Annotated in this window: 17 protein-coding genes; 14 read left to right on the top strand and 3 right to left on the bottom strand. The window is 56.9% G+C overall.

Features of this window, described 5'->3' with window-relative positions; translation table 11 throughout:
* Positions 1-1002 carry a glycoside hydrolase family 18 protein gene (locus tag ACSAMM_RS07485; RefSeq protein WP_457790814.1) on the bottom strand — a complete coding sequence of 334 codons (1002 nt, stop codon included), beginning with the start codon at positions 1000-1002 and terminating at the stop codon, positions 1-3.
* Positions 1003-1329: 327 nt separating this feature from the next.
* Complete coding sequence (locus ACSAMM_RS07480) at positions 1330-1584, bottom strand: hypothetical protein (RefSeq protein WP_178721473.1); 255 nt, start codon at positions 1582-1584, stop codon at positions 1330-1332.
* Between ACSAMM_RS07480 and ACSAMM_RS07475 the strand changes: the two genes are divergently transcribed.
* The 14 genes from ACSAMM_RS07475 (at position 1584) to ACSAMM_RS07410 (ending at position 23745) form a co-directional block, all read left to right on the top strand.
* Positions 1584-4469 (top strand): extracellular solute-binding protein, encoded by a 2886-nt coding sequence (locus tag ACSAMM_RS07475; protein ID WP_457790812.1) that lies wholly within the window; start codon positions 1584-1586, stop codon positions 4467-4469. The genes ACSAMM_RS07480 and ACSAMM_RS07475 overlap by 1 nt on opposite strands.
* Positions 4470-4543: 74 nt before the next feature.
* Positions 4544-5473 (top strand): ABC transporter permease subunit, encoded by a 930-nt coding sequence (locus tag ACSAMM_RS07470; protein WP_178721477.1) that lies wholly within the window; start codon positions 4544-4546, stop codon positions 5471-5473.
* Between the two features lie 3 nt (positions 5474-5476).
* Entirely contained in the window at positions 5477-6358 is an 882-nt protein-coding gene (locus ACSAMM_RS07465; RefSeq protein ID WP_457790810.1) for a carbohydrate ABC transporter permease, read from the top strand.
* 68 nt (positions 6359-6426) lie between these two features.
* Positions 6427-8508, top strand: coding sequence for a YIP1 family protein (locus ACSAMM_RS07460; RefSeq protein ID WP_457790808.1), 2082 nt, complete (start codon positions 6427-6429; stop codon positions 8506-8508).
* A gap of 59 nt (positions 8509-8567) precedes the next feature.
* Complete coding sequence (locus ACSAMM_RS07455) at positions 8568-11114, top strand: DUF5696 domain-containing protein (RefSeq protein ID WP_178721483.1); 2547 nt, start codon at positions 8568-8570, stop codon at positions 11112-11114.
* The gene (locus ACSAMM_RS07450) at positions 11115-12020 is read left to right on the top strand and encodes a sugar ABC transporter permease (protein WP_178721485.1); all 906 of its coding nucleotides are present in this window, start codon (positions 11115-11117) and stop codon (positions 12018-12020) included.
* Between the two features lie 16 nt (positions 12021-12036).
* The gene (locus ACSAMM_RS07445) at positions 12037-12981 is read left to right on the top strand and encodes a carbohydrate ABC transporter permease (protein WP_457790805.1); all 945 of its coding nucleotides are present in this window, start codon (positions 12037-12039) and stop codon (positions 12979-12981) included.
* Positions 12982-13044: 63 nt separating this feature from the next.
* A complete protein-coding gene (locus ACSAMM_RS07440) occupies positions 13045-14481 on the top strand; it encodes an ABC transporter substrate-binding protein (RefSeq protein ID WP_457790803.1) in 1437 nt (478 codons plus the stop codon).
* A 109-nt stretch (positions 14482-14590) separates the two neighbouring features.
* Positions 14591-17095 carry an LPXTG cell wall anchor domain-containing protein gene (locus ACSAMM_RS07435; protein WP_457790801.1) on the top strand — a complete coding sequence of 835 codons (2505 nt, stop codon included), beginning with the start codon at positions 14591-14593 and terminating at the stop codon, positions 17093-17095.
* Between the two features lie 16 nt (positions 17096-17111).
* Complete coding sequence (locus tag ACSAMM_RS07430) at positions 17112-18245, top strand: hypothetical protein (protein WP_457790799.1); 1134 nt, start codon at positions 17112-17114, stop codon at positions 18243-18245.
* A gap of 102 nt (positions 18246-18347) precedes the next feature.
* A complete protein-coding gene (locus ACSAMM_RS07425; RefSeq protein ID WP_457790797.1) occupies positions 18348-19919 on the top strand; it encodes a glycosyl hydrolase family 18 protein in 1572 nt (523 codons plus the stop codon).
* 95 nt (positions 19920-20014) lie between these two features.
* On the top strand, positions 20015-22219 hold the full coding sequence (locus tag ACSAMM_RS07420; protein WP_457790794.1) for a glycoside hydrolase family 2 TIM barrel-domain containing protein: 2205 nt from the start codon (positions 20015-20017) through the stop codon (positions 22217-22219).
* A 130-nt stretch (positions 22220-22349) separates the two neighbouring features.
* A complete protein-coding gene (locus ACSAMM_RS07415) occupies positions 22350-22676 on the top strand; it encodes a helix-turn-helix domain-containing protein (protein WP_178721796.1) in 327 nt (108 codons plus the stop codon).
* A 76-nt stretch (positions 22677-22752) separates the two neighbouring features.
* On the top strand, positions 22753-23745 hold the full coding sequence (locus tag ACSAMM_RS07410; protein WP_457790792.1) for a LacI family DNA-binding transcriptional regulator: 993 nt from the start codon (positions 22753-22755) through the stop codon (positions 23743-23745).
* 47 nt (positions 23746-23792) lie between these two features.
* Here the strand turns inward: ACSAMM_RS07410 and ACSAMM_RS07405 are convergent, their stop codons facing one another.
* Positions 23793-25241 carry an IS1182 family transposase gene (locus ACSAMM_RS07405; RefSeq protein WP_418977484.1) on the bottom strand — a complete coding sequence of 483 codons (1449 nt, stop codon included), beginning with the start codon at positions 25239-25241 and terminating at the stop codon, positions 23793-23795.
* Positions 25242-25496 lie beyond the last annotated feature (255 nt).

The following is a 25496-nucleotide window of genomic DNA, read 5'->3' as shown; positions in this document are numbered from 1 at the left end:
TTAACGCAATGCGTCGGCCATGACCCGTACCAGGCCATGATCCTCGTCGTAGCTGTATTCCCAAATCATGATGCCGGCGATGCCGCTTTCCCGGACAAGACGGCACTTCTGCCGGAGGGACTCCTCGTCCTCGTAGGTGATGAACGTGTCCCCGTTGAACAGATAGGGGGCCTTGGCATCGTCGTCCCAATAGCGGGTATAGCCCTGTTTGTCCACATAGTCCCGCATCAGCTGGGTGTAGCCGGGTCCGTAATCGCTCCCTTCTCCGGAAAAGGCGTGCAGGCCGTGATTCTCGTCCTGTACGTGCTTCCATTGACGGGAGTAAAAGGCGGCGCCGATGATGATTTTGTCCAACGGCACGCCGTGGCGGTGAAACACCTCGATGTTTTCCGCCGCGCTGCCCTCGGTTTCCCTGTCCGTGGCCATGGGATAGGCGCAGGCATGGTGCATGGTGTAAGGGTTGTTGGCATTGATGTCGTAGGTCATCAAATTGACGTAATCTAGATAGGCGACCGATTCGCTCAGCTCCGTTATCTGGAAATACCAGGTTTTGCAGCCCGCCGCAATGGACAGGGTACGGTGCCCCTCCAGCTTATCCAGCTCCTCCCGCAGCGCTTTCAGCAGCAGAGTGTGCCGGTGTCTTTCGGTGAGGTCGCCGTTTACCGTGGGGTATTCCCAGTCGATGTCCAGGCCGTCAAAGCCGTAAGCTTTCACGGCACCGGCCAAGTTGACCGCCAGGGCCCGGATGTCCGCCTCGGTGCGGGTGCCCGCCGGAAATCCGCCGTTTTCACCGCTGGCGGTGGTGAGGATCAAACGAATGCCGGGATTCACCCGGCGGATGTCCGCCATTCGTTTTAGGTTGGTCAGTTCGTCCAGGCATACCTGCGTGCCGTCCACCCGACCGAAGCCGATATACACGATGTCCAGCAGCCGGATGTCCTCTTCCGTCAGCATGGGGATCGCCTTGTTCGTGCAGTAGGTAGCGAGAAGGGGCTTGTTCATGGCAATGACCTCATTTCTATTAAAATAAAAAGGGTTCCCGTGCGAAATGTTTTGCGTGTGCAAAGCGCACACGGCTCCCGTCGTTTTAGATAAAGAATAATACAGCCTGGCTGATTCAAGACAAAAAGCGAGATGAATAAACATAATATCCTAAAAAAACGATAGAACAGACGGAAAAATAGGGAGCTATAGGGGAAGACTCTAATGCGAAATGTTTTTCTTTATAGTATCGGATATTTCGCGTCAAGTCAATAGAAAATGCCGAATTTCTCTTGTTCTTTTCACAGAAATGGCTTGGTAAGAGAGAAAATGGTAAAATTTATTTTATTAATTGGTGGAAATACGGTTGACATTCCAATTACATTCGTCTATAATGAACAAGACGAAACATTTCGCGGTAATTTTCGCTGATATCCTTAATTTCCGCGAAGTGCAGGAACTGAACAGGAGAGCGGCAGGGTAGAGTGAAAAACCGTTGTGCGCTTTGACGAAGGAAAGCGTCCGCCCACCGCCGCCGTTTTCGGCCAGAGAGCCATCCGTCCGGCTATCCAGCCAGAACATCATGTAGAGGTGACTGACCATTGAAAAAGTTCCTTTCCGCCCTAAGCGTCCTGGCTATACTGATCACCATGACGGCGGTCGCCGGCGGCTCCGCTTTTGCTGAGGAAGCCGGCGCCGAACAGCCGGATATGGAGGTGTCCGATTCCCTCTCGTATGAGGCGTTTTTGAAAGCGCATGAAAACGACGCCCGCCCCTCCGGCAGCATTCCGGTGGATATCGCCGCTTTTTCTTCTGAAGGCGGCGAGTTTAAAACCCAGGAGGGGTATCTCGGCAAGCCGGGCTTGTCCGTCTACACGGATGAGGATGGTTCCATCACCTTCCATGTGACGGTGCCGGCCGCCGGCCTATACGGCTTGCAGCTGGATTTCGTATCCGAAAACAAGCGGGGCGCCTCGGTGGAACGCAAGATCAAAATCAACGGCGAGTATCCCCACAAGGAAGCAGAGTCCCTGGTGTTTAACCGCTTGTATCGGGACGATCCCGACGGGAAGGGGAAAACCGACGTCCAGGGCAACGACATCCGGCCCTCTCAGCTGGAGGTCAAGCAGTGGCAGGACGACGGCTTTATCCGCGATTCCCAGGGGTATTACATAACACCGCTGCTTTTCTACTTTAAAGAAGGGGACAACACCATCACCTTTGAGGCCACCAGCGAACCGCTGACCATCGCCAACCTGCGGCTGGCCAATGAGGAGGCTCGTCCGTCCTACGCCGAGCTGCAGGAAACTTACCGGCAGCAAGGGTATACGGCGGCCGGGACGGCCCCCATCGTCATCCAGGGGGAGGACGCGGCGCTCAAATCGGATCCGGTTCTGTATCCCGTCACCGACAAGACCACCCCCACCACCGTCCCCTATGAAAAGAACAAGCAGAAGCTCAACGCCATCGGCGGCTACCGATGGCAGAACCCGCGGCAGTTCATTATTTGGAATTTCCATGTGGAAAAGGCGGGGCTGTACACCATTTCCATGAAAGCCCGTCAGAACGTCACCCGCGGCGTCAAATCCAACCGCGCGGTGTATATCGACGGCGTTATCCCCTGCAAGGAGCTGGAGGATTACCAGGTGGCCTTCGACAGCAAGTGGCAGATGCTGGAGTTGGGCGGCGGGGACGGCGCGTTTCAGCTGTATCTGACCGCCGGGGAGCATGAGTTGAAGATGGAGGTCACCCTCGGCGAGATGGCCGGGAAGATCAACGAAGTGCAGGATGTTCTGACCGAGCTCAACGGCATCTACACCAAAATTATGATGATCACCGGATCCAAGCCGGATACCATGCGGGATTATTATCTGGATACCCTCATTCCGGACGACATCGCCCGGATGGGCACGCTGGCCGACCAGCTGCAGGGGGTGGTGGACTGGTTCACCAGCTATACCGGCGGCAAGGGACAGAACGTCTCCACGCTGAACACGGTCATCCGTCAGCTGCGGAAGATGGTGAAAAAGCCGGACAACATCGCCAAAAACCTGGATTATTTCAAAACCAACATCGGTTCCCTGGGGACCTGGCTGAACACCGTGCAGCAGCAGCCTTTGGAAATCGATTATTTCGCCCTGGTTTCGTCGCCGAATCCGGAACTGCCCGCCGTCAACGCCGGGTTCTTCCAGCAAATCGGCTACGATCTGAATCAGTTTGTCCGCTCCTTCATCGACGATTACGCCAGCATCGGCAGCTCGCAGGAGGAGAATGCCGAACGGGAGAGCATCAAGGTGTGGCTGTCCACCGGCCGCGACCAGGCCCAGGCCCTGCGGAAAATCATCGATTCCTCCTTTGTCACCCAGCACAATATCGGCGTCAAGCTGGAGCTGGTGACCGCCGCCGCCCTGCTGCCCGCCACGGTGGCGGGGATCGGGCCGGACGTGGCGCTGAACATGGCGGACACCGAACCGGTCAACTACGCCATCCGCAACGCGGTCATCGATTTGACCCGGTTCCCGGACTATCAAGAGGTGGCCGCGCGGTTCCTCCCGGAACGGCTGGTGCCCATGACCTTTGACGGCAAAGTGTACGCCCTGCCCGAAACCCAGACCTTCAACGTGCTGTTTTACCGCAAGGACGTGCTGGCCGACCTGGGGCTGAGCGTGCCCAAGACCTGGGAGGACATCATCGCTGCCATCCCGGTGCTGCAGAAGAACAATATGAGCTTTGCCATTCCGGTGTCCACCACCGCGCTGCCCCAGGCGGGCGTCTCCAGCTACTACACCATGCTGTATCAGATGGGCGGTCAGCTGTATAAGGATGGGGGCAAGACCTCCGACATGGATTCCGAAACCGGCCTGGCCGCGTTCAAGCAGTGGACCAACCTGTACGTCAATTACGACCTGCCCAAGGAATACAACTTCCTCGACCGGTTCCGCACCGGTGAGTATCCTCTGATCATGGCCGATTTTACCAACTTCAACAGCCTGACGGTTTCCGCGCCGGAAATCCGCGGCCTGTGGGGCTTCACCTTGGTGCCCGGCACGCTGAAAGAGGACGGAACCGTCGATCGCAGCGTGCCCTTCGGCGGCACCGACTGCTTCATCCTCAAGAATTCCTCCAACTACGAGGCGTCCTGGGAATTCCTCAAGTGGTGGACGGATACCGACGCGCAGATTCAGTACGGTACGGAAATGGAAAGCGTGCTGGGCGCCTCCGCCCGGCATCCCACCGCCAACCTGAACGCTTTTGAAAAGATTCCGTGGAGCAACGACCTGTATAAGGTGCTGAAAGCCCAGATGCAGTGGGGGCGCGGCGTGGAGCAGGTTCCCGGCGGGTATTTCACCGGCCGGCATCTGGACAACGCGTTCCGCAAGGTGGTCATCAGCAAGGAGGATCCCAAGGAAACCCTGTTTGATTACATCTATACCATCAACCAGGAATTGGCGGGCAAACGCAAGGAATTCGGTCTGTCCGCGGATTAATGTTTAACTTAATACAGATCGATTTTAACCGATATTGCAAAAATCAATATATCGAGGAAAGGTGCGGTTGACGGATGGCGAGTTCGTTTGCGGCCCGGCAGAAATCCAAATTAAAGTACAACTGCAAACAAGTGCGGCTCAACTGGGACGCCTACCTGTTCCTGCTGCCGTTTGCCCTGGTGTTCTGTCTGTTTACCCTAGCGCCGGTGGTGACCTCCCTGTGGTACAGCTTCACTTACTACAATATTCTGGAGCCGGCGACCTTTATCGGGTTTCAAAACTACATCAATTTGTTTTTGAACGACGAGATTTTTCTCATCGCGCTGAAAAATACCTTCCTCATCGCGGCGATTACCGGCCCGGTGGGATACCTCGCGTCGCTGATGCTGGCCTGGTTCATCAATGAGCTGAAACCCATGCTGCGCTCCATCATGGTGGTGGTGTTTTACGCGCCTTCCATCTCCGGCGCCGCCTATCTCATCTGGACCATCCTGTTCAACGGCGACACGTATGGCTATGTCAACGCGATTCTGCTCAATCTGGGCGTCATCAACGCGCCGATCCAGTGGCTCACCGATGTCAGCTACATGATGTTCGTGGTCATTCTCGTGCAGCTGTGGATGAGCCTGGGCGCCGGGTTCCTGTCCTTTGTGGCTGGATTCCAGACTCTGGATAAATCCCAGTACGAGGCCGGATACATCGACGGCATCTCCAATCGATGGCAGGAGTTGTGGTTCATCACCCTGCCCGCCATGAAACCGCAGCTGATGTTCGGCGCGGTCATGTCCATTACCTCCGCCTTTGCGGTGGGGGACATCACGGTGGCCCTGTGCGGCAACCCCAGCACCGACTACGCGGTGCACACAGTCATCAACCATCTGAACGATTACGGCGGAACGCGGTTTGAGATGGGCTATGCCTGCGCCATCGCCACCATCCTGTTCCTGTCCATGATTGTGCTCAACGAAATCATTCAGAAATTACTGAACAAGGTGGGGAGATAAGGGATGGCAGATACCAAAGTCAAACGGCTCCGGCATGGTTCCCGCGCCCGCCACGCCCGCTCCCTGGGCGGCGATATCTGCAATTTCGTGTTGCTTGCCGTGGTGGGCTTCTTCATGATTATCCCGCTGGTGTATACGGTCTGCAACGCCTTCAAGCCGCTGGATGAGCTGTTCATTTTTCCGCCGCACATCTTGGTGAAAAACCCGACCTTGGATAACTTCGGGGATTTGTCGCTGCTGATGAGCGAGTCGTGGGTGCCCTTCATCCGGTATATATTCAATACGGTTTTTATCACGGCTGTGGCCATCCTGGGCCATGTCATTGTGGCCTCCATGGCGGCCTATGTGCTGGAAAAGCGGCATTTCCCGGGCGGCAGGGCGTTCTTCAAGCTGGTGGTGACCACCCTGATGTTCACCACCGCCGTCACCCAAATCCCCAGCTTCATCATCATGACCAAGCTGGGCTGGGTGGACAGCTATCTGTCCATCATCGTCCCCGCCTTCGGCGCTCCCATCGGGCTGTATCTGATGAAGCAGTTCATGGCCGGCATCCCGGACTCTTTGCTGGAGGCGGCGAAAATCGACGGCTCCAGCGAGTGGCGGACCTTCTGGACTATTGTCATGCCTAACGTCAAGCCCGCCTGGCTGACCCTCATCATCTTCTCCATCCAGACGCTGTGGGGTACCACCGGCGGCGTGTACATTTTCAGCGAGGAAAAGAAGACCCTGTCTTATGCCATGAGTCAGATTGTGGCCGGCGGCGTGGCACGCGCGGGCGCGGGCGCGGCGGTCGGCGTCATCATGATGATCGTGCCCATCGCGGTGTTCATCATCTCCCAGCGGAACATCATTCAGACGATGGCCTCCTCCGGTATGAAGGATTGAGCAGCGTGGTCTTCCGTCGGCGGAACGGTCAAAATATCGGGCAGACACTCTGCCAAAGGGGTTTGGATATGAAGAGCTGGTTCAAAAAGACCGCCGTCCTGACGGCGGCAGCCTTTCTCCTGCTGGGCCTGTCGCTGCAAGCGTTCGCGGCCACTCCATACGACAACTATATCTTTGACGGGAAGGACGCGGTGCCCGCTCCCCCCGCCGCCACCCCCAGCTCCTCCATCGATCACACGGACATGGGTACCACGGCCTTGAAAAATCCGCAGGATTTGTTCGTGGGGGAGGACGGCTGCCTGTATCTGGTGGATACCGGCAACAACCGGGTGCTGCGCCTGAATGCCCAATACAAGCTAGAAAAGGAGTTCTCCGTTTTCCAGAACAACGGCAAAGAGGATGCGTTCGCCAACCCCAACGGCGTGTATGTGGACAAGGACGGCAGTCTGCTGGTGGCGGATACCGACAACGCCCGCCTGGTCAAGCTGGACAAGGACGGCGGCCTTCTGGCAATTTACGCGGCGCCCGCATCCCCGCTGCTCCCCTCCGACTTCGAATATAAGCCCATCAAGGTGACCAGCGACTCCGCCGGCCGGATTTTCGTGGCCTCCCGGGGCTTCAACCGCGGCCTGCTGGAGCTGGATCGGCAGGGGCAGTTCGTCCAGATGCTGGGCGCCTCCAAGGTGACCTACAGCCTGACCGACATGATTTGGCGGCTGTTTTCCACCAAGGCCCAGCGGGATCGGATGCAGGCCTTTGTCCCCGCCGAGTACAACAACATCTCCATGGATCAGGAGGATTTTATTTTCGTCACCACCGGCACCTACGATGAGTCCAATCTGAAGGAAATGACGCCGGTGCGGAAAATCAACGCCAAGGGCGATGACGTGCTCCGGCGGGTGGGCGATCCGGTGGCCGACAACTATTTCACCGATATCGGCACCATCAAGGGCCCATCCCTGGTGGTGGATGTGGTCAATATGGATCACGGCCTGTACGCCATCCTTGACCAGAAGCGGGGCCGGGTCTTCGCTTATAACATGGACGGCGTGATGCTCTTTATGTTCGGCGGGCTGGGGCAGACCTTCGGCACCCTGAACACCCCCACCTCCCTGGTGTATTATAACGGCCAGTTCCTGGTGCTGGACGCGGGGAAAAACCTTATCGTGTCCTACGGCCTGACCGAGTACGGCCGCTTGATTTTCCAGGCAGAGGAATACAAGGACGACAACAACTACGAGAAGGAAAAAGAGACCTGGGAAAAGGTTCTCGGCTTCAATGAAAACAATCCCGTGGTGCTGCAGGAGATGGGCAAAATCGCCTACCGGCAGCGGGATATGAAGCTGGCCATGGAGTATTTCGAGCGGGCCAAGGATCCAAGCTACTATTCCAAGGCGTTTCAGTTCTACCGCCGGGATCTCATCAACCGGTATTTCACCGTCGGCGGCATTGTCCTGATTGTTCTGGCGGTGGCCCTCCTCGCTTTGTATATCTTCATGAAGCAGTACCGCAAGACCCATCCCAAGGAAAAGAAGAAGGGTCCCTTCCGCTATGCCTTTTATGTGATTTTCCGCCCCTTCGACGGTTTTTGGGATTTGAAGAGGGAGAAGAGGGGCAGCCTGAAAACCGGCCTCCTTCTCATTGGTCTGGCGGGTCTGGCCATGGCGTTCCAAACCCGGGTGACCGGCTTCATCTTCAATCCCACCAGCCCGGAAAACGCCAACTTCCTGCTGGATTTGGCCACCCTGTTCGTGCCGCTGCTGCTGTGGGTGGTGAGCAGCTGGTGCGTCACCTCCCTGATGGACGGCGAAGGATCCTTCAAGGATATCGTCATGGCCTCCGGCTATGCCCTGACCCCGATGGTCCTGCTGATCCCCTTTGCCAGCCTCATCAGCAATCTGATGACCCAAACCGAGGGCGCGGTGTATTACCTGTTCGTGACACTGGCCTACGTGTGGATGGTGGGCCTGATGATCGCCAGCGTCAGGCAGATCCATAACTATTCCATGGGCAAAGCGCTGTTCGTCATCCTCATAACGCTGGTGGTCATCCTGATCATCGTGTTTGTGTTGCTGCTGTGCACGGCGCTGCTCCAGCAGATGGTTGCCTTCTTTGCGGACATTTACAGCGAACTGGTCAACCGCGCGTGACGGCGCGTTTCATAACCGGCAGGCCGCCAGAGGCGGCTCTCCAGAAAGGCATGATCGGAATGATGAAGCGAATCGCCTGCGGGTTTCTTTCCTTCCTGCTGATGGTGGGCGTCCTGTCCTCCTGCGCGAAGGATAGCGGGATCACCCCCGTGCAGGAAGGGGACGTTTTGCTCCCGAACTCCGCGGAAAACGACATCAACGGAAAAACCTACGAGCCTATCGCCGAAAACGGGAGCCTCCAGCTCCTGGTCAACCGGGACACGGCGTCCTTCCAGGTGAGGAACAAAAAGGACGGCCGAATTTACCAGGCGGTGCCGGAGAACGCCTCTTCCTCCTCGGACAAATCCCTGCTGGAGTTCACTTATATGGATTCCAAGGGCACCAACGCCTCTATGAACAGCTTTGATGACAGTGTCAAGAAGGGGCAGTTCCAAATCGAGCCGGTGGAAAACGGGATGAAAATCACCTTCACCTTCGGCAATGTGCAGGAAAAGCTGTTCGTGCCCCCCGCCTTCTCGGTGGAGCGCTTTGAGGAAATCACGGGGAAGATTGAAAAGACCTTCGACAAGACCCGGTTCAAATCCCAGTATTACCTGGCGGACGTGAACACGATTACGGACGAAAAAGCGAAGTCCGAGCTGCTTAGCCAATACCCCTCCTTAAAGGAAGCGCCCATGTACCTGCTCAAGCAGGAGGTCCTCTCTCTGAGCGTGCAGCGGGAGATTCACCGAATTCTGGTGGATACCGGCTACACTGAGGCGGACTATGAAAAGGATATGGAAAACGCTAAGGAGCTGGAACAGACGTCCTATCCCGTGTTCAACATGGCGCTGTACGTCACCCTGGACGGCGAGCGGGTGGACGTGCGGGTGCCCATGAGCGAAATCCGGGAATTCAACGGCGGCACCCTGCTGAATCTGACGGTGCTCAAGACTTTCGCCTCGCCGGAGATGGGGGAGACCGGCCGTTTCCTCCTGCCGGACGGCACCGGATCTCTGATGAATTTCTATAACGGCAAGGAATCGCAGCAGGAATTTTCCGTGCCGGTCTATGGCCGGGATTTGTCGGTGCGCCAGGACGAAAAAATTTACAAGGAAAACGTGGCGTATCTGCCCCTGTTCGCCAAAATCATCGACGGCCAGGGCGCGGTGCTCAGCGTTATTACCGAAGGCGATGCTCTTGCGGAGGTGCGGGCCTTCCCCGGATCCGCTGACAGCTACGCCGCGGCCTACCCGGTCTTCCGCGTCCGGGAGGTGGCTAAGAGTTATCTCAGCTCCGCGTCGAAAGAACAGGGCGACTATTTCAGCATCGCGCAGAAAAAGCTCTACGACGGGGACGTGCGCATCCAGATGACGTTCTTCGACAAGGAGCACACCGCCCTGAAGGATTTGGCCGCCGCCTACGCCAGCGATTTGTTCGGCGATAAGGCCGAGGCCGCCCCGGCTCCTCTCTATCTCGAATTCATCGGCGCCGCCGAGCGGGAAACCAGCTTCCTCGGCATCGGCATGAAGCGCACGGCGGTGTACACGACCCTGCAGGATGTGCTGGCCATCGGCCGAGAACTGAAGGAGGCCGGCGTGGAGCGCCTGGTCATCAAGCTTACCGGCTTCCTGAAGGGGGGACTGACCCAGCCCTTCGCCTCCGGCCTGAAACTCCAGTCCGGTGTGGGCAGCCAGGAGGATCTGCGGCAGCTGCAGGCCTGGGCCAAGGAGGCCGGCGTTACGCTCTACCTGGACGCTGATGTGCAGTATGCCTACAGCAATTCCCTGTTCGACAGCCTGAACCTCAGCCGGGACGTTTCCTCCCTGCTGACCAAGGACCGGGGCATTGATTATCCCTACGATCGGGTGACCTACCAGCTGCTGAATACGGCCGATTCCTTCCGGTATATCCTCAACCCCGCCGCCGTGGACACGGCCTTCCAGAAGACAACGGCCCTTCTCGACAACCTGGGCTTCGACGGTGTCTCCCTACGGTACGCAGGCACGAACGCCAACGCCGATTATAAAGAGAACCGCCTGGTGGAACGGCAGACCGCCATGAAGCGGCTGACGGCAAACGTCAAAAGCATGGCGGAGAGCCGCACGGTGTCCACCCTGGGCGCCAACGCCCCCATTCTGCCGGTTGTCCAGGATGTGCTGGATGTTCCGATGAAGGGCTATCAGTACGACATCTGCGACGAGGTGGTGCCCTTCCTCCAGATGGTGATGAACGGCCATGTCCGCTACGGCGACGAGGCTCGCAACCTGTCGGGCAACACCGACGAATCCCTGCTGGATACCCTGCGCACCGGCGGCGGGCTCAGCTTCACCCTGACGGCGAACGAAAGCCTGACCTTCGAAAAGACCGAGTATCTCCAGTATTATTCCACCAAGTACAGCTTCTGGAAAGACGAAATCCTGCGGCAGTACCGTCTGCTCGACGAGTCGGCGGCCGCGGCCGCCTCCGGAATTGCCGCCTACGACAAGTTGGGCGACGGGCTGTATAAGACCACCTTCGGCGACGGCAGCAGCATGCTGACCAACTACAGCGGCACCCAGCAGCAGGCAGAGGGCCGCACGATTCCAGCCGGCGCATGCCTGCTGGTGAAGGGAGGGGCGCAGTAAATGGCCAAACGCATCGTGTCCTGGGAACGCAAACGCAAGCGCCTGGGGTATTTCTTCATCCTGCCTTTCATCATCGGCGCCGTTTTCTTCCTGCTGATCCCCCTCATCACCTCCCTGCGGTACAGCTTTTCCAACCTGACCGTGAACAGCACAGGCACCGGCTATGACCTGGCCTTTGTGGGGATCCAGAATTACTATCAGCTGCTGGCCGTGGATCCCACCTACCGTCAGGTGCTGCTGGAAGCCATTTGGAACATGATCATCAACGTGCCCATCGCTGTGGTGTTCAGCTTCTTCATCGCCAGCATCCTCAACCAGAAATTCCGGGGTCGCGGCCTGGTGCGCGGCATCTTCTTCCTGCCGGTGCTGCTTTCCTCCGGAATCTACCTGCGGCTCGCCTCGGTGGATCAGATGACCAATATGATGCAGCAGGGCGCCTCCTCCTCCGGCGGGGACGGCAGCGTGGCCACCGCCTTCGTCAACATGCTCAACTCCCTGAATTTCGATACCTCCCTCATCAACTTCCTGGTGTCGGCTGTGGATCGGATTTCCACCATCGTGGCCATGAGCGCCATCCCGATTATCATCTTCCTCGCCGCCTTCCAGTCCATTTCGCCCTCCATCTTTGAAGCCTCCTATATCGAGGGGGCCACCGGCTGGGAAGTCTTCTGGAAAATCAGCTTCCCCATGGTCAGCTCCCAGATTTTGGTCTGTGTGGTGTACACCATCATTGACTCCTTCACCAGCTCTTCCAACGTGATGATCAATCTGGTGCATCAAACCTCCTTCACCAGCTTTAATTTCGGGCTGGGCAGCGCCATGGTCTGGATTTACATGGTGATCATCTTCGCCATCATCGGCCTGATCTTCGCCATCCTGAACAAGCACATCTTCTATTACGACTAAAGGAGGGGAAACCGTTATGGCACTGTCTGAAAAAAGCCGGCAGAAGCTGATAAAAAAGGGCGGATCGGCCGGCATGTCCCTGCTGCGGTTTGTCCTGCTGGCCGGTATCAGCTTCGTCATCCTTTATCCGCTGGTGACGAAGATACTGGTGTCCTTTATGCCGGTGTCGGACGTATACGACATGTCCGTGCACTATATCCCCAAAACTTTCACCCTGAGCAATTATCAAAAGGCCTGGGATTTCCTGAACATTCCCGCTCTAGCCTTTAACAGCTTTTTCTATCCCCTGGTGGTGTCTCTGATTCAGACCGTGTCCGCCACTGTCGTGGCCTATGGTTTCGCCCGGTTCGACTTCAAGTTCAAGGGCTTTTTCTTCTTCCTGGTCGTGCTGGGCATGGTGGTGCCGCCGGATCTCATCCTGCTGCCCCTGTACGTGAATTTCCGGTACTTCGACGTTGCCGGGCTGTTCCAGCTGATTTTCGGCCGGCCGCTGAATCTGCTGGATACCGTCACCCCCTTTGCCCTGCTGGGCATCACCTGCACGGGGCTGAAAAACGGTCTGTACATCTTCATGATGCGGCAGTATTTCCGGGGCCTTCCTAAGGAACTGGAGGAGGCGGCCTATGTGGACGGTGCGGGGACTATCAAGGCGTTTGTGCGGGTCTTCCTGGCCAGCGCCCGGCAGATTATGATGACCGTGTTCCTGTTCTCCTTCGTGTGGCAGTGGCTGGATGACATTTTTACCTCGGTGTTCCTGCAGAATGTGCCCATGCTCACCACCGAGCTATTCCGGCTCATCAGCAACAGCGCGGGTGTGGACGCGGGCATCAGCAACCTCACCGAGTTCAGCCTCATGCGCAACTGCGGCATGCTGTTCCTCATCATTCCCATGCTGATACTGTATCTTTTCTGCCAGCGGTATTTCACCGAAAGCATCGAACGGGCCGGCCTGGTCGGCTAAAGGACGGTATTCGCCGTCTTATCGATAGACATCCATTCAATGTATAAGGAGGCTTGTTCAGCAATGAAAATCACCCGATTGGCCGCCCTTTCCCTGGCGGCGCTGATGGCGGCGTTTTCCCTGGCCGGCTGCGGCTCGGAGAAGACCGAATCCGGATCGAACGCGTCCAAATCTCCCGTGTCTGCGGGCAATAGCAAAACCGATCAGCTCAAGGCGGCGCTGAGCTTTGGGGGCGAGACCATCACCATCGTTACCCCGCCCGGATATGGCATGATCAACACCGATGGCAAGGATCCCGCCCTGGTACGCCGCGACGCCCGCATCAAGGAACTGGAAGCCAAATACGACGTCAAAATCGTGCAGAAGGAGGGCCGCGGCACCTACTGGGACGTCATGACCAGCAGCATCGCCTCCGGCTCCCCCGCCGGGCATATCATGGTCACCCAGGAGAACTACTTCATGGAGTGGTACAAGGCCGGCGCCTTTGCCGACCTGAATGCCGCCATGGAGAAAACCGGCATCGACTTTAAGGACAGCCGGTATAGCCAGACAGCCCGGAAATACACCAACATCGACGGCAAGCAGTATGCCTTCAGCGACGTGCCGCTGAACCCCACCGGCACCATCTGGTTCTTCAATAAGCGCATCTTTAAGGAGCAGAACCTGGGTGACCCCTATGAGATGGTGAAGAACAAAACCTGGACATGGGACAAGGTGGAGGAAATCGCCAAGAAGGCCACCAAGAAAAAGTCCGACGGCACCGTGGAGCAGTGGGGCCTGGGCGGCTATATGCACAGCGACTTCCTGTCCAGCCTGGCCGCCTCCAACGGCAGCGCCATCGCCAGCTTCGACAAGGACGGCAACCCGCAGCTGACCCTGGGCGATTCCGCGGCGATGAAGGCCTTTGAAAAAATGTACGACTGGACGGTCAAGCAGAAAATCGCCTATGTCAACGACGGATCCCAGACCTGGGATACCTTCCTGCGGGAGTTCACCAAGTGCAACATGGCCATGATGGCCGGCACCAACAAGCTGCTGCAGTACATCGAGGAGTCGGCCATGCCCGACGATTTCGGCATCGTCTACGCCCCCATGGGCCCCGATGTGCAGGAATACACCATTCCCACCAGCTGCGGCCAGATGTACTTCATTCCCAAAACTTACGAGAGTATGGCCGACAAGCTGCTGCTGCTCATCGACGATTTGTACGCGTATCCCGACGGCCAGACCATCGACGACCTGGTAGCGGAAAAATATGTGTCCAAGCTGCGGGATGAGGAATCCCTGACCATCTATACCGACATGGTGAAAAGCACCGACCGGTTCGTTCACGACGCCTACACCATGACCAAGATCGACTGGACCACCCCCTCCATCCATGAGCTGTGCTCCACGGTGCTCAAGGGCTCCAAGACTCCCGGCGACGCCCTGGAGGCCAACAAGGTGCAGTTCCAGAACGCCATGAACGATATGATGGCGGGTCATAAGGTCACCGGATAGTCCGGTATCCCCCCCCGTATCGGACGCCGCCCCGTCCGGTCGCCCCCACCTGGGCACGGGCGCGCGTTTGGTAAATAGAACGTGATTTTTTGAAGGAGGTACTATCTGGATGAAAAAGCGCATGTTAGGCGCCCTGCTTTCCACGACGATGCTGACATCGCTGCTGGTAGGCGGGCAGGCACTTCCAAGTTCTGCCGATACCGCGGCATCGGCCCCCGCTGTTGGTATGTATGAGGATTTTGAGTACATGACCAACGATACGGCCGCCAGCTACTGGAAATTTAATACCGGCGATAAGCCTGTCTTTTCCATTGAGGACGGCAAAGGAGAAAATGGCAGCAAAGCCCTGAAGCTGGAATTCAAAGGGACCGGTCAGGGCTGGTCTTCCTATAAACTGCCGATCGTTCCCAAGGGGCAGGCTATGACCATCTGGTATCGCATGGAAAAGGATACGCAGTTTGCGCTCGCTTTCCGTAAATGGGAAGGGTCTACCTGGACGGATTTAGGCTTTGTGGGTCTGCATAAGGAGGACGGCAACTGGAGCACCACTTCTGTGAGCGCCGGCGCTCATAAATCCACGGTTAAATACAGCGATTCCAGCGATGTGACGGAAAACAACCAGGACATCATGCTGGGAATGGAGGTCGGCGGAACCCCCGGCGATATTGTCATCTACATCGACAGCATCCAGTTCCACAACGTGGACGGAGAGGGTAACCTGGTGGATCTGCCCGATTCCGATGGAGACCAGACGGCATTGAAGACGGCGCTGGCCGGGAAAAAGGCGCTTTACGACGGGAACAATGCGGATCAGGCGTATACGGTGAAATCCTATGCGGCGTTCAAAACGGCCTATGAGGAAGCCAGCGCGCTGGCCGCTGACGCCAAGCAGTCGGTAGTCGATTACACGCTGAAAAAATTTAATTACTATGTGGATTCGCTGAGACCAACCAATTTTGACTACACAAAAATTGACGAGGCGATTCAGGCGGCGGATGCTTTCTACGCGACTAACCCGGAAAACACCTATACCGCACACGCTCTCGGTCTTCTTAAGGGATACTATGACGCGGCCAAGGATATGCGGACCAATGTGACCGGCGAGACGCAGAAGAATTACGATGATGCCGCCGCTGCGCTGGCCAATTCCCTGGCACAGCTGAAGGCGGACGGCGCCAAGGTTACCGAAACGCCGGTGTATCCGAAGGATGCGCAGGATACGCTGCTGGATGATTTCGAATCCTATGACGGGTTGGCGGATATTCCGGTCGGCGGTGGCGGCGGAAGCACAGACGACGGCTGGGGCTTGGATACCAATGAGAGCTTTAAAAATCGTCTGGATACCACCAACCCCATCAGCGGTCAAAAGAGCCTGAAGATTTCCTGGACAGATTTGCCGGATTCCGTGTGGGGCGCTTTCCGCTTGTATATGTATCATACCGGCAATTATCCCTTGCGCAATCAGGCGATCACATTCACCATCAAGGTGGAATTTGATTACAATATGACCATTGTCCTGTATAACTATTCCGATCCGAATCAGATTTACAGCACGACGGTAGCCATTAAGGGCAGCAAAAATCCGCAGACCATTACGGTGCCGTTTAACCAATTCACCAACAGCAATAAAAACAGCTACGGCTATGGGGAACCCATGACGGCGGAACGATTTGCGTCGTTTAAGAATCAATGGAATTGCCTGAAAATCCAGGTGGATCGCACCTGTGTGCCGGAAAGCGGCGAAATGTGGCTGGACTGCTTCAAGCTGACGGCTAACGAAGGTCCTCAGGAAGCCGCGCCTCCTCCGGACGGACAGGGCGGCGATTCTTCCGACTCGAGCGATTCCAGCGGCGGCGAATCCTCTGGCGAAATCATTGAACCGGACGATCCGCAGCCTGATGAATCCGACGGCTTCCATGTCCTGCAGAATTTTGAGGATATGACGGCGGAAAAGCTGGCCGAGCTGTTCGGCACTCCCTCCGCCGGCACTCTGTCGCTGGATACCTCTAAAAAGCTGTTCGGCAGCAACAGTATGAAGCTGACCTACGATTTTACCGGGGACAGTAAAAGCGCTTCTATACAAGCGGCCTTCCCTGGCCTGCGGGGCGACGGGCTGTATCTAATGGTGCTTTCCGCCAACGACGCTGTTCTAACTTTGAAGCTCAGCGATGGTACTCTGTGGACGGAATATCAGGTGCCTGTCAAAGGCTCGGACAAGGAGCAGATGGTGTTCGTTAACTTTGTGGACACCGTTTCCGGAAAGGGGACCTTCGACGAGTTAAACAAAGCGAAAATCACGCTGAGTATGACCCTGTCCTCTGAGAAAGCAATTGCCGGCGACATTTACTTCGACAACATCGGGTATTTCCTCTATGACGAGATGCTGGAAAACAAGACTCCGGACGGAGGCGACTCCAGCAACGGCGGGAATTCTAGCAACGGCGACGATTCCAGCAATGGCGGCAGTACCAGCAGCGGCGGTTCAGATAGCTCCCCCAGCACCGGGGAGGCCGGCGGCCTGTTGGCGGTGGCCGGTCTGGGCGTCCTTGCGGCCATGGCTGCCATCGTAGTATCCCGTCGGAAAAAGACCGAAAATATCTCATCCGACATGTAATGACAGGAGGAAATCTATGCGTTTACGTGCGGCAGCTCTTGCCTGCATCTTCACTGTTTCCGTGGCGGTGGCCGGACTGCCGATGATGGCCTCGGCCTCTTCCATGGGGACCGACGTGGTGGAAACCTTTGAAAAATTCAATTCATCCGCCGGGTTGGCCGGGCGCTGGAAGCCCACGACTCCGCCGGCTCTGACCATTAACTTGGATACCAAAACCTCCGCGCCCAATCGGGGGGACGGAAAGTCCAATGGCAATTATCGCTCCCTGCGGGCGGACTTCGATTTGAGCAAGCAGGACGGATGGGCGTTTTTCCGTCTGTCCGGTGTGGAGGAACCTCGCTCTTTGGTGGATATCATCAATGCCAATAAAGACGTGTACCTCACCTTTTGGGCCAAGGCGGACAAGGCGATGACTATCCGGGCGGCCGTGGACATCAAGGACGTTCCGTTCTATACCAAGGTGAACCTGACCACCGAATGGAAAGAATATAAACTGAAATTCCGCGATATGATTCCCGAGGTGGCGGACAAGAACGGGAAAATGACGAAAATCTATGAACGCAACGCCGGCAAATCCTGGGGAAACGGTACGGAAGAAGCCTATGTTATCGGCTTTAAGTATGAGATTTTTGCCGAAGATAACGGAGATAAAAAGATTAACGGCAAAATGTGGCTGGACACCGTGGGCTTTTACGGCGACGGCGTGAAGGAAATCAGCCATTATGACGACGGCTATCCCCACGACTACGATCAGCCCGGCAAGGTGCCCAGTGACTTCGTGGCAGAAACCACGACGACCTCTAAAGGAGCGACTACGACCGTGAAGCCTGCCCCCGGCACGACCAAGACGAACAAGCCGGGTGAAACCACTAAGCCGGGCGGTTCCACGGTCGCGGGCGGTACGACAAGCACCGGTGACGCATCCTCCACCGAGGCGACCGGCGATATTTCCGGCGAAACCACCGGCAACACGACGGAGACCATGGCGACAACGGCGGCCTCCAGCGGCGCAGTATCGGACGGCGCATCCTCTCAGCCGGAGGAGGGCGGCGGCAGCATGGTTTGGCTTATCGTCGTCATCGCTGTGGTTGTGGTCCTAGCGGGAGGCGGCGCGGCCTTCTACTTCCTGTACTGGAAAAAGAAGCACTAACCGGCGTTTCCTTTCCTGAAAGACGGACGCCGCCCGCAGGTTGTCGCTGACCGCGGGCGGCCAAGGAAACGACTTTATAAAAAAGGAGTGCAGATAACAGCTATGAATAGAAAGATTCTCCTGTCCGCCGTAGCGGTTGCCGCAGTCGGCTGCATCGGGTTGGGCGCGTTGGCGGCTCCTTCCATCAAGGAATCGGTTTCCAAGCTAATTGCCGGCACCTCTATGGAAGAAACGCTGAATCGGGAAGTGGACATGGGCGACGCTTTCATGGTGGCCAATACCCGTCCCGCCAAAACAACGGATCCCAATGCGCAGAACGTTTTCGACGGCGACGACAGCACCGTGTGGACTGCCCCTGCAACCAAAGACGCTATCCTGCAGATTGACCTGGAGAAAGCGCAGACCATCAACAACATTATTCTCAAGGAAGACGGCAGCAACGTCCGCAAATACCGCATCGATGCCTGGAATGGCGAAAAATGGGTGAAGGTGTACAGCAACGATTTGATTGAGAAGTATCATCTGGCCGTTGTGGATCCCATGAAAACCAACGCCATCCGTCTGGTTATCGAGAACTCTGAGAACCCGGCTTCCATCAAAGAGGTGGAAGTGGTGCATCAGCGCCCGGTGGAACTGGATAACCGGTTCATCAACATGGCCTATATGACCGGGTGCTCCTACGTTCACAGCTGGGATCCCATCGAGCCCAAGAAGATGGATACGTTCACAGACCTGACCCTTATCGGTAACTGGGCCTTTGATAAGGATGGCAATTTCGTCGTTATCAAAGAGGTCTACGGGCCGGGCGGCTTCGATCACGCCATGGAGCCTACCTCAAAGGAAGCCGAGGAAGAGATGGCCAAATGGCTGAAGAATGTGGACAGCTATATGGGCGATAACAAAGTCAACGTATGGATGTCCCTGACCTGCCTGAAGGAAACCAAGAATGCCGATGGCAGCCCGGCCAACGGCGTGGCCGGCGGTCGGACCGCCGCCTTCAAGAACGACGCCGTGCGTGAAAAGTTCGTCAATGATTTGATGGCTTATGTCCAAAAATACGATTTTTATGGCGTCGATATCGACTGGGAATATCCTGTAAGCGCAGATGAGTGGGCCGCCTACGATCTGCTCGTGAAGGATTTGTCTGCGGCGCTTCATGCCGACGGGCGCTATATTTCCACCGCTCAGTCCCGCGGCACCGGCCTTTCTAAGGAGACCTTCGCGAAGTTTGACCGCATTAATATCATGGCCTATGACAACTATAGCACCATGCAGAACCATTCCACCTTCAGCTGGTGTGCGGATGACATTCTGAAATATTTCATCAACACGCTGGGGATCGACCGCAGCAAAATCGTGCTCGGCCTGCCGTGGTACGCGGTGGATAAGAATTCCATCACCAACCAGACGGATTGGAAAGCGATATACGGTCTCCTGTCCGCGGATAATGAGGAAGGCGACATCACCATTGACGAGGGTATCAATACCACCCGTCAGTGGGGCTTCAATGGCCCCAACCTCCTGCGCGACAAAGTGGTGTACGCGATTAAGAACCGGGTTGGCGGCGTGTTTGTTTGGCAGATTAAGAACGATTTCGAATACGATCATCCCTATTCCCTGGCCCGTGTGATGCATGAGGCCATTGAGGAATACACCTATGTAAAAGCGAAGTAAAAAATTATCTAAAAAGGGCGCCCGTCCGGCTGTGGGCGGGCGCCCGTCCGGTTTTCACCGGCCGGCATGACGATGGAAAGGCGCGGATACTTATTATGAAAACAACGACCAACCTGAACCGTGACTGGCTGTACTATCCTGGGGCCTACCAGGCCTCTGTCCGCGCCGAGGATATGCGGCGCGTCTGCCTGCCGCACGCCAACCAGGAGGTGCCGCTGACGTATTTTGATGAGACCGGTTATCAGTTCGCCTCCTTTTATACCCGGACGGTTTCGGCGGACAGGGAACAGGCCGCCAGCCGCTCTTTCCTGCATTTTGAAGGCGTGATGGCCTGCGCCGAGGTATTCCTAAACGGGGAATACCTGGGCGGTCACAAAGGCGGGTATACTCCATTCACCCTGGAGACCACCGGCAAGCTACGAGCGGGAGACAACCTGCTGCTGGTGTGCGTGGATTCCGCCGAACGACCCGACGTGCCGCCCTTTGGCTATTCCATCGACTACCTGACCTTCGGCGGGATTTACCGGGATGTGGAGCTGTATACCGCCGACCGGACATATATCGCCGACCTGTTTGCCAAGCCCAGCGGCTGCGCCGGAGGAACGGCCAGCCTGGAGGCGGAGGTGACCCTGGACGCCCTGCTGCCCGAAGCCGGAGTGCTGACCGTGACCCTGCGGGGCGACGCGCAGAGCCACCGCGTTGCGGTACCCGTCAACGCGGCCGCGGGGCAGACGGCGGTGACCGTCCGCCTGGATGGGCTGACCGATGTGCGGCCCTGGGAGTTGGACGATCCGGCGCTGTATACCCTGACGGCGGAATACGCCTCTGACGCGTCCCAGGACACGCGGGAAACCCGAATAGGCTTTCGTCAGGCGGTGTTCACGCCGGAGGGCTTTTTCCTCAACGGCCGCCCCCTCAAGCTGCGGGGCCTCAACCGGCACCAGTCGTATCCCTACGTGGGCTACGCCATGCCCGCCCGCGTCCAGCGCCGGGATGCCGATATCCTCAAGGACGAGTTGGGCCTCAACCTAGTGCGCACCTCCCATTATCCCCAGTCCCGGGATTTCCTGGACCGCTGCGACGAAATCGGCCTGCTGGTCTTTGAGGAAATCCCCGGCTGGCAGCATGTGGGGGACAAGGCGTGGCAGGACACGGCGGTGGAGAATGTCCGGGAGATGATCCGGCGGGATCGCCATCACCCCTCCATCATTCTGTGGGGCGTGCGTATCAACGAGTCTCAGGATTTCCACGATTTCTACCTTCGCACCAACGCCCTGGCCCACGAACTGGATCCCACCCGCCAGACCGGCGGTGTGCGCTGCATCGAAAACAGCGAGCTGCTCGAAGACGTCTATACCATGAACGACTTTATCTTCACTGGCAGCAACGAAATGAAGCGGGACCAGCGGCGGGTGACCGGCCTTGAGCGGGATGTACCCTATCTTATCACCGAATTCTGTGGTCATATGTGCCCCACCAAGGCTTACGACCACGAGGAACGGGTGATCGAGCAGGCCTGGCGGCATATGGGGATGCACGACGCCGTGGGCCGGGATCCCTCCACCGCGGGGGCCATCGGCTGGTGCGCCTTCGATTATCAGACCCATAACAACTTCGGTTCCGGTGACCGCATCTGCTACCACGGGGTAATGGACATCTTCCGCCTGCCCAAAATGGCGGCTCACTTTTACCGCAGCCAGCTGTCTCCCCAAAAAGAGCCGGTGCTGGAGGCGGCGACCTATTGGTCGGTGGGCGATCGCAACGGCGGCGGCATCACCCCCCTGACGGTATTCACCAACTGCGATTATATCGAGGTGGAGGTGAACGGCAAGGAGCTGGGCCGTTTTTATCCCGATAAAGAACGGTTCCCCGGCTTGGAATACCCGCCTTGCGTCATCGATAATTTCAATGTCTGTTGGGGCGAGGCCTGGGGCGGCGGCGTTTTCCGGGGCTATGTGGACGGCCGGCTGGCCATCCGGCGGGAGTACGCCCACGACCCGGTTCCTTCTTGCCTGGAGGTTCGGGCGGATGACGCGGCCATCGCCGCCGACGGCAGCGATGCCACCCGCGTGACAGTGCGTGCCCTCGACCAGAAAGGCAACGTCCTGCCCTTTTTCTTCAGTCCTCTGGCCATCCGGGTGGAAGGCCCCGGCTTGTGCGTCGGCGATACCTTGGTTTCCACCCAGGCGGGCGTTTACGCCTTCTGGGTGCGCAGCAGCGGGGCGTCGGGAGATATCCGGGTGACGGTGGACAATCCCCGCCTCGGCGCACAGTCGCTCACCATCGCGGCCAAAGGCTGACCATCCAAAATGCAGGACGACTCCATTGCCGATGGGGTTCATCGAAAATAGATAAAGCAAAGCTGTATTTGGATATTTACAAAAGCACCTGCTGGGGGTATAGTATAAGAATAGGAAAGTAGGTGCCGGCATGGGCGAGATCCGCGAGAATGTCAAACAGAATCTGGGATATTTTCTGTCCCTCAGAGGCATGTCTCAGAAGGAACTGGCGATGAAGCTGGGCGTGTCCCAGTCCGCCGTTACGAACTGGATAAAGGGAAAGAATTCCCCCGATATCGAAATGGTCGCGCTTATCTGCCAGCATCTGCATATATCGGTGGCGGAGCTGTTCGGCATGACTGGCGACGAGACGTATTCCGACCGGGAACGGGTTCTCGTGGCGCAGTACCGGAACAAGCCGGACATGCGGCGCGCGGTCGACATTCTGCTGGAAATCGAGGGGCGCGCCGCACCCTGACAGCAGTTTCGGCGGCTCATTGAAGAATAGGGGGACACTGGGTGCCTTTAGGCGTCCGCGTCAGCAGGAGGACAGCATGGCAATCACCATCAAGGACATCGCGGTACAGACGGGCCTGGCTATTTCCACCATTTCCAAATATCTCAACGGGGGCAATGTCCTGCCGGAAAACCAGGAGAAAATCCGCAAGGTGATTGATGAGCTGGGTTTCAGCGCCAATTCCTTCGCCAGGGGCCTGAAAACCAACAAATCTTATCTGATTGGCGTGGTGGTGGATTCTCTGGAGGATATGCTGCAGGCGAAAATCGTCACCGCCATGGAGACGGTGTTCCGCCGCCACGGCTACGCCTGCCTGGTGTCCGACGCGGGCAACGATGTGCTCGCCCAGAAAAGCATTGTGGAGTTTCTCCTGGCCCAAAGCGTGGACGGCATCATTTTTCTGCCCATGCGGGTGAATATGAACGACTTCGAGGCCTATCTGGAAAAAGAAATCCCGGTGGTGGCCCTCTTCGGCAAGCCGGACGAGATGGACTGCGATACCATCACGGTGGACGACTACGCCCCGGTGTATTCCTCGGTTCGCTGCCTGATATCCTCCGGTCGCCGGCGGATCGGCATCGTCGCGGGCATGGAAACGGATCCCATCGCCGCCCAGCGGCTCAAGGGGTATACTGACGCGCTCAAAAATGCCCACTTCGCTCTGGAGCCGGCGCTGATTTCTCATGGGGAATACTCCACCGAAAGCGGGTACGAACGGGCCAAGCAGCTGCTGAGTCTTCCCGAGCCGCCCGATGCCCTGCTGGTCAGTGACAACCTGACCACCGTGGGCGCCTTGATGGCGGTGATGGAAAGGGGACTCAAGGTGCCCCGCCAGCTGGCGATTATCGGCTTCGATAACGTGATGCTGTCCCAGAGCCTGATCCCCAAGCTGAGCGTTATCGTCCACCCGACGGAGAAGATGGCCGCCGTAGCGGCCCAGACCCTCCTCGATCAGCTGTCCGCTGGCGGGAAAAACCCCATCCAGAGTCTGCGCCTGCCCTCGGAATTCATGATGGGGGACTCGATATAAACGGGGGGATACCCCCCGCTGAAAAACGCCGAAGGCGTTTCAGCTTGTCAAAGAAGGAGGGAACAAGCAAGGGGTTGCTCCCTCCTTTTGGAGAAAAAAGCGGGAAAGAAGAAGGAAAAGAAGAAAGGGGAGTAGTGCCGGGAGCGGTATAAAGCCAGCTTTTTAAGATTCATGGCAGCAAACTTAAGCGTGACCCATTGCGTAACGCGGGCCAAGCCTCTGTGGTGAGTATAACGCATGGCGTGTTTGTCTTTCGCATCGGCAAAAACGCGCTCGATGGTTTGCTTGCGCATGGCGTAAATGTCTTTCGCCAATTGGGTTTTGCGCAGTTGCTCCGCTAAATCCAATGCTTCCTGCCAGATGTGACGATATATCACCTTCTGCCCATTGGCATTGACCCCGCACTCCTTTCGGCAAGGACAGTCCCGGCAAACCTTCGGGGTGCTGCGGTATAGCCGTTTGCCCTCTTTGTTGGTGGTGGTATGCCGGAGAACTTGCCCCTGTGGGCAGATCAGCTGGTCGTTTTTTTCGTCATAGGAAAAATCCCATGGCATAAACCCTTCCCGTCGTGTTCCGTGGGGGCGGGTGTACGGAAGAATGGGGAGCCGGCCGTCTTCTAAAATACGCTTCGCGATCCATGGCTGCTTGTAGCCTGCATCCATTGTCACATACTGGATTTCCGGAAATCGACTGGTTACCTGCTCATACACACTGTCCCATGCCACGCTGTCATGGACATTCCCCGCTGTTACCTTTACCCCTAACACCATTCCGTGACGGTCACATACCGTGTGCGCTTCATAGGCAAACTGCTTTTCATGCTCTCCCTTGTGGTACATCCCGCATTCCGGATCCGTTGTCGATACCACCTGTTCCGTTGTTCCGCCGTCCCCGTGACTGTCGTCATCCTCGTCCTCTTCTTCCACTGGCGCTTTCCCCAGCTTCATCCTCTCCTCGTTGACCTCTTCGCGAAGCCGCTTGGCATACACACGGGCAGCCTTTGCCACCTGTTCCTTCTGGTATTTCTTTTTGTTGGCGCTTGCTTTGATATGCGTCCCGTCTATGAATACCATGCTGCTGTCCACCATGTGGTTGTTCAGCGCTTTGTTCAGTATATGCTCGAAGATTTCCGTCGCCAGTTCTTCCGGAAACCGCCGGCAAAACGCATAGCTTACCGTCGCAAAGTGCGGGAGCTTGTCCAACAGCCCATATCCCAGAAACCATCGGTACGATATTGTATCACATGCCCGCTGATATGTCTGCCTCAGCGACGGGATCCCGAACAGGTGCTGGAGCAGCACCATTTTCACCAGTACCACCGGGTCTGTCCCCGGCCTTACATTTTTGGCTGCGCTGTAGTATGGCGCTACCCGCTCATAGATCCACTCGTAGTCCATCACCTTCTCTATTTTCCTTACCAGATGATTCTCCGGCACTAATGCTTCTATATCCGTTACCGCTACTTCCCGCCGTCCGTCTCTTTCTCTCTCGTACATCTTTTCTCACCCTACTCCATTTTACCAAAAAAGCCGCCTTTCGGCGACTTCTTTGACAGGCTGAAACGCCGAAGGCGTTTTTCGCCCCCCATTAAGGAAATATACTTAAGAATTTCTAAATGGGGGATACCCCCGCCGAAAACGCCGGAAGGCGTTTTTCACCCCCCATTAAGGAAATATACTTAAAATTCCTGTGGGGGATCCCTCTCTGCAAAATCAACAGCGGCATATCCTTGTCAAGAAAGATATAGGGGT

This window comes from Anaeromassilibacillus sp. SJQ-5 (assembly GCF_054108045.1).
The sequence above is the reverse complement of the archived record's forward strand: the minus strand, read 5'-3'. Positions and strand labels throughout refer to the sequence as shown.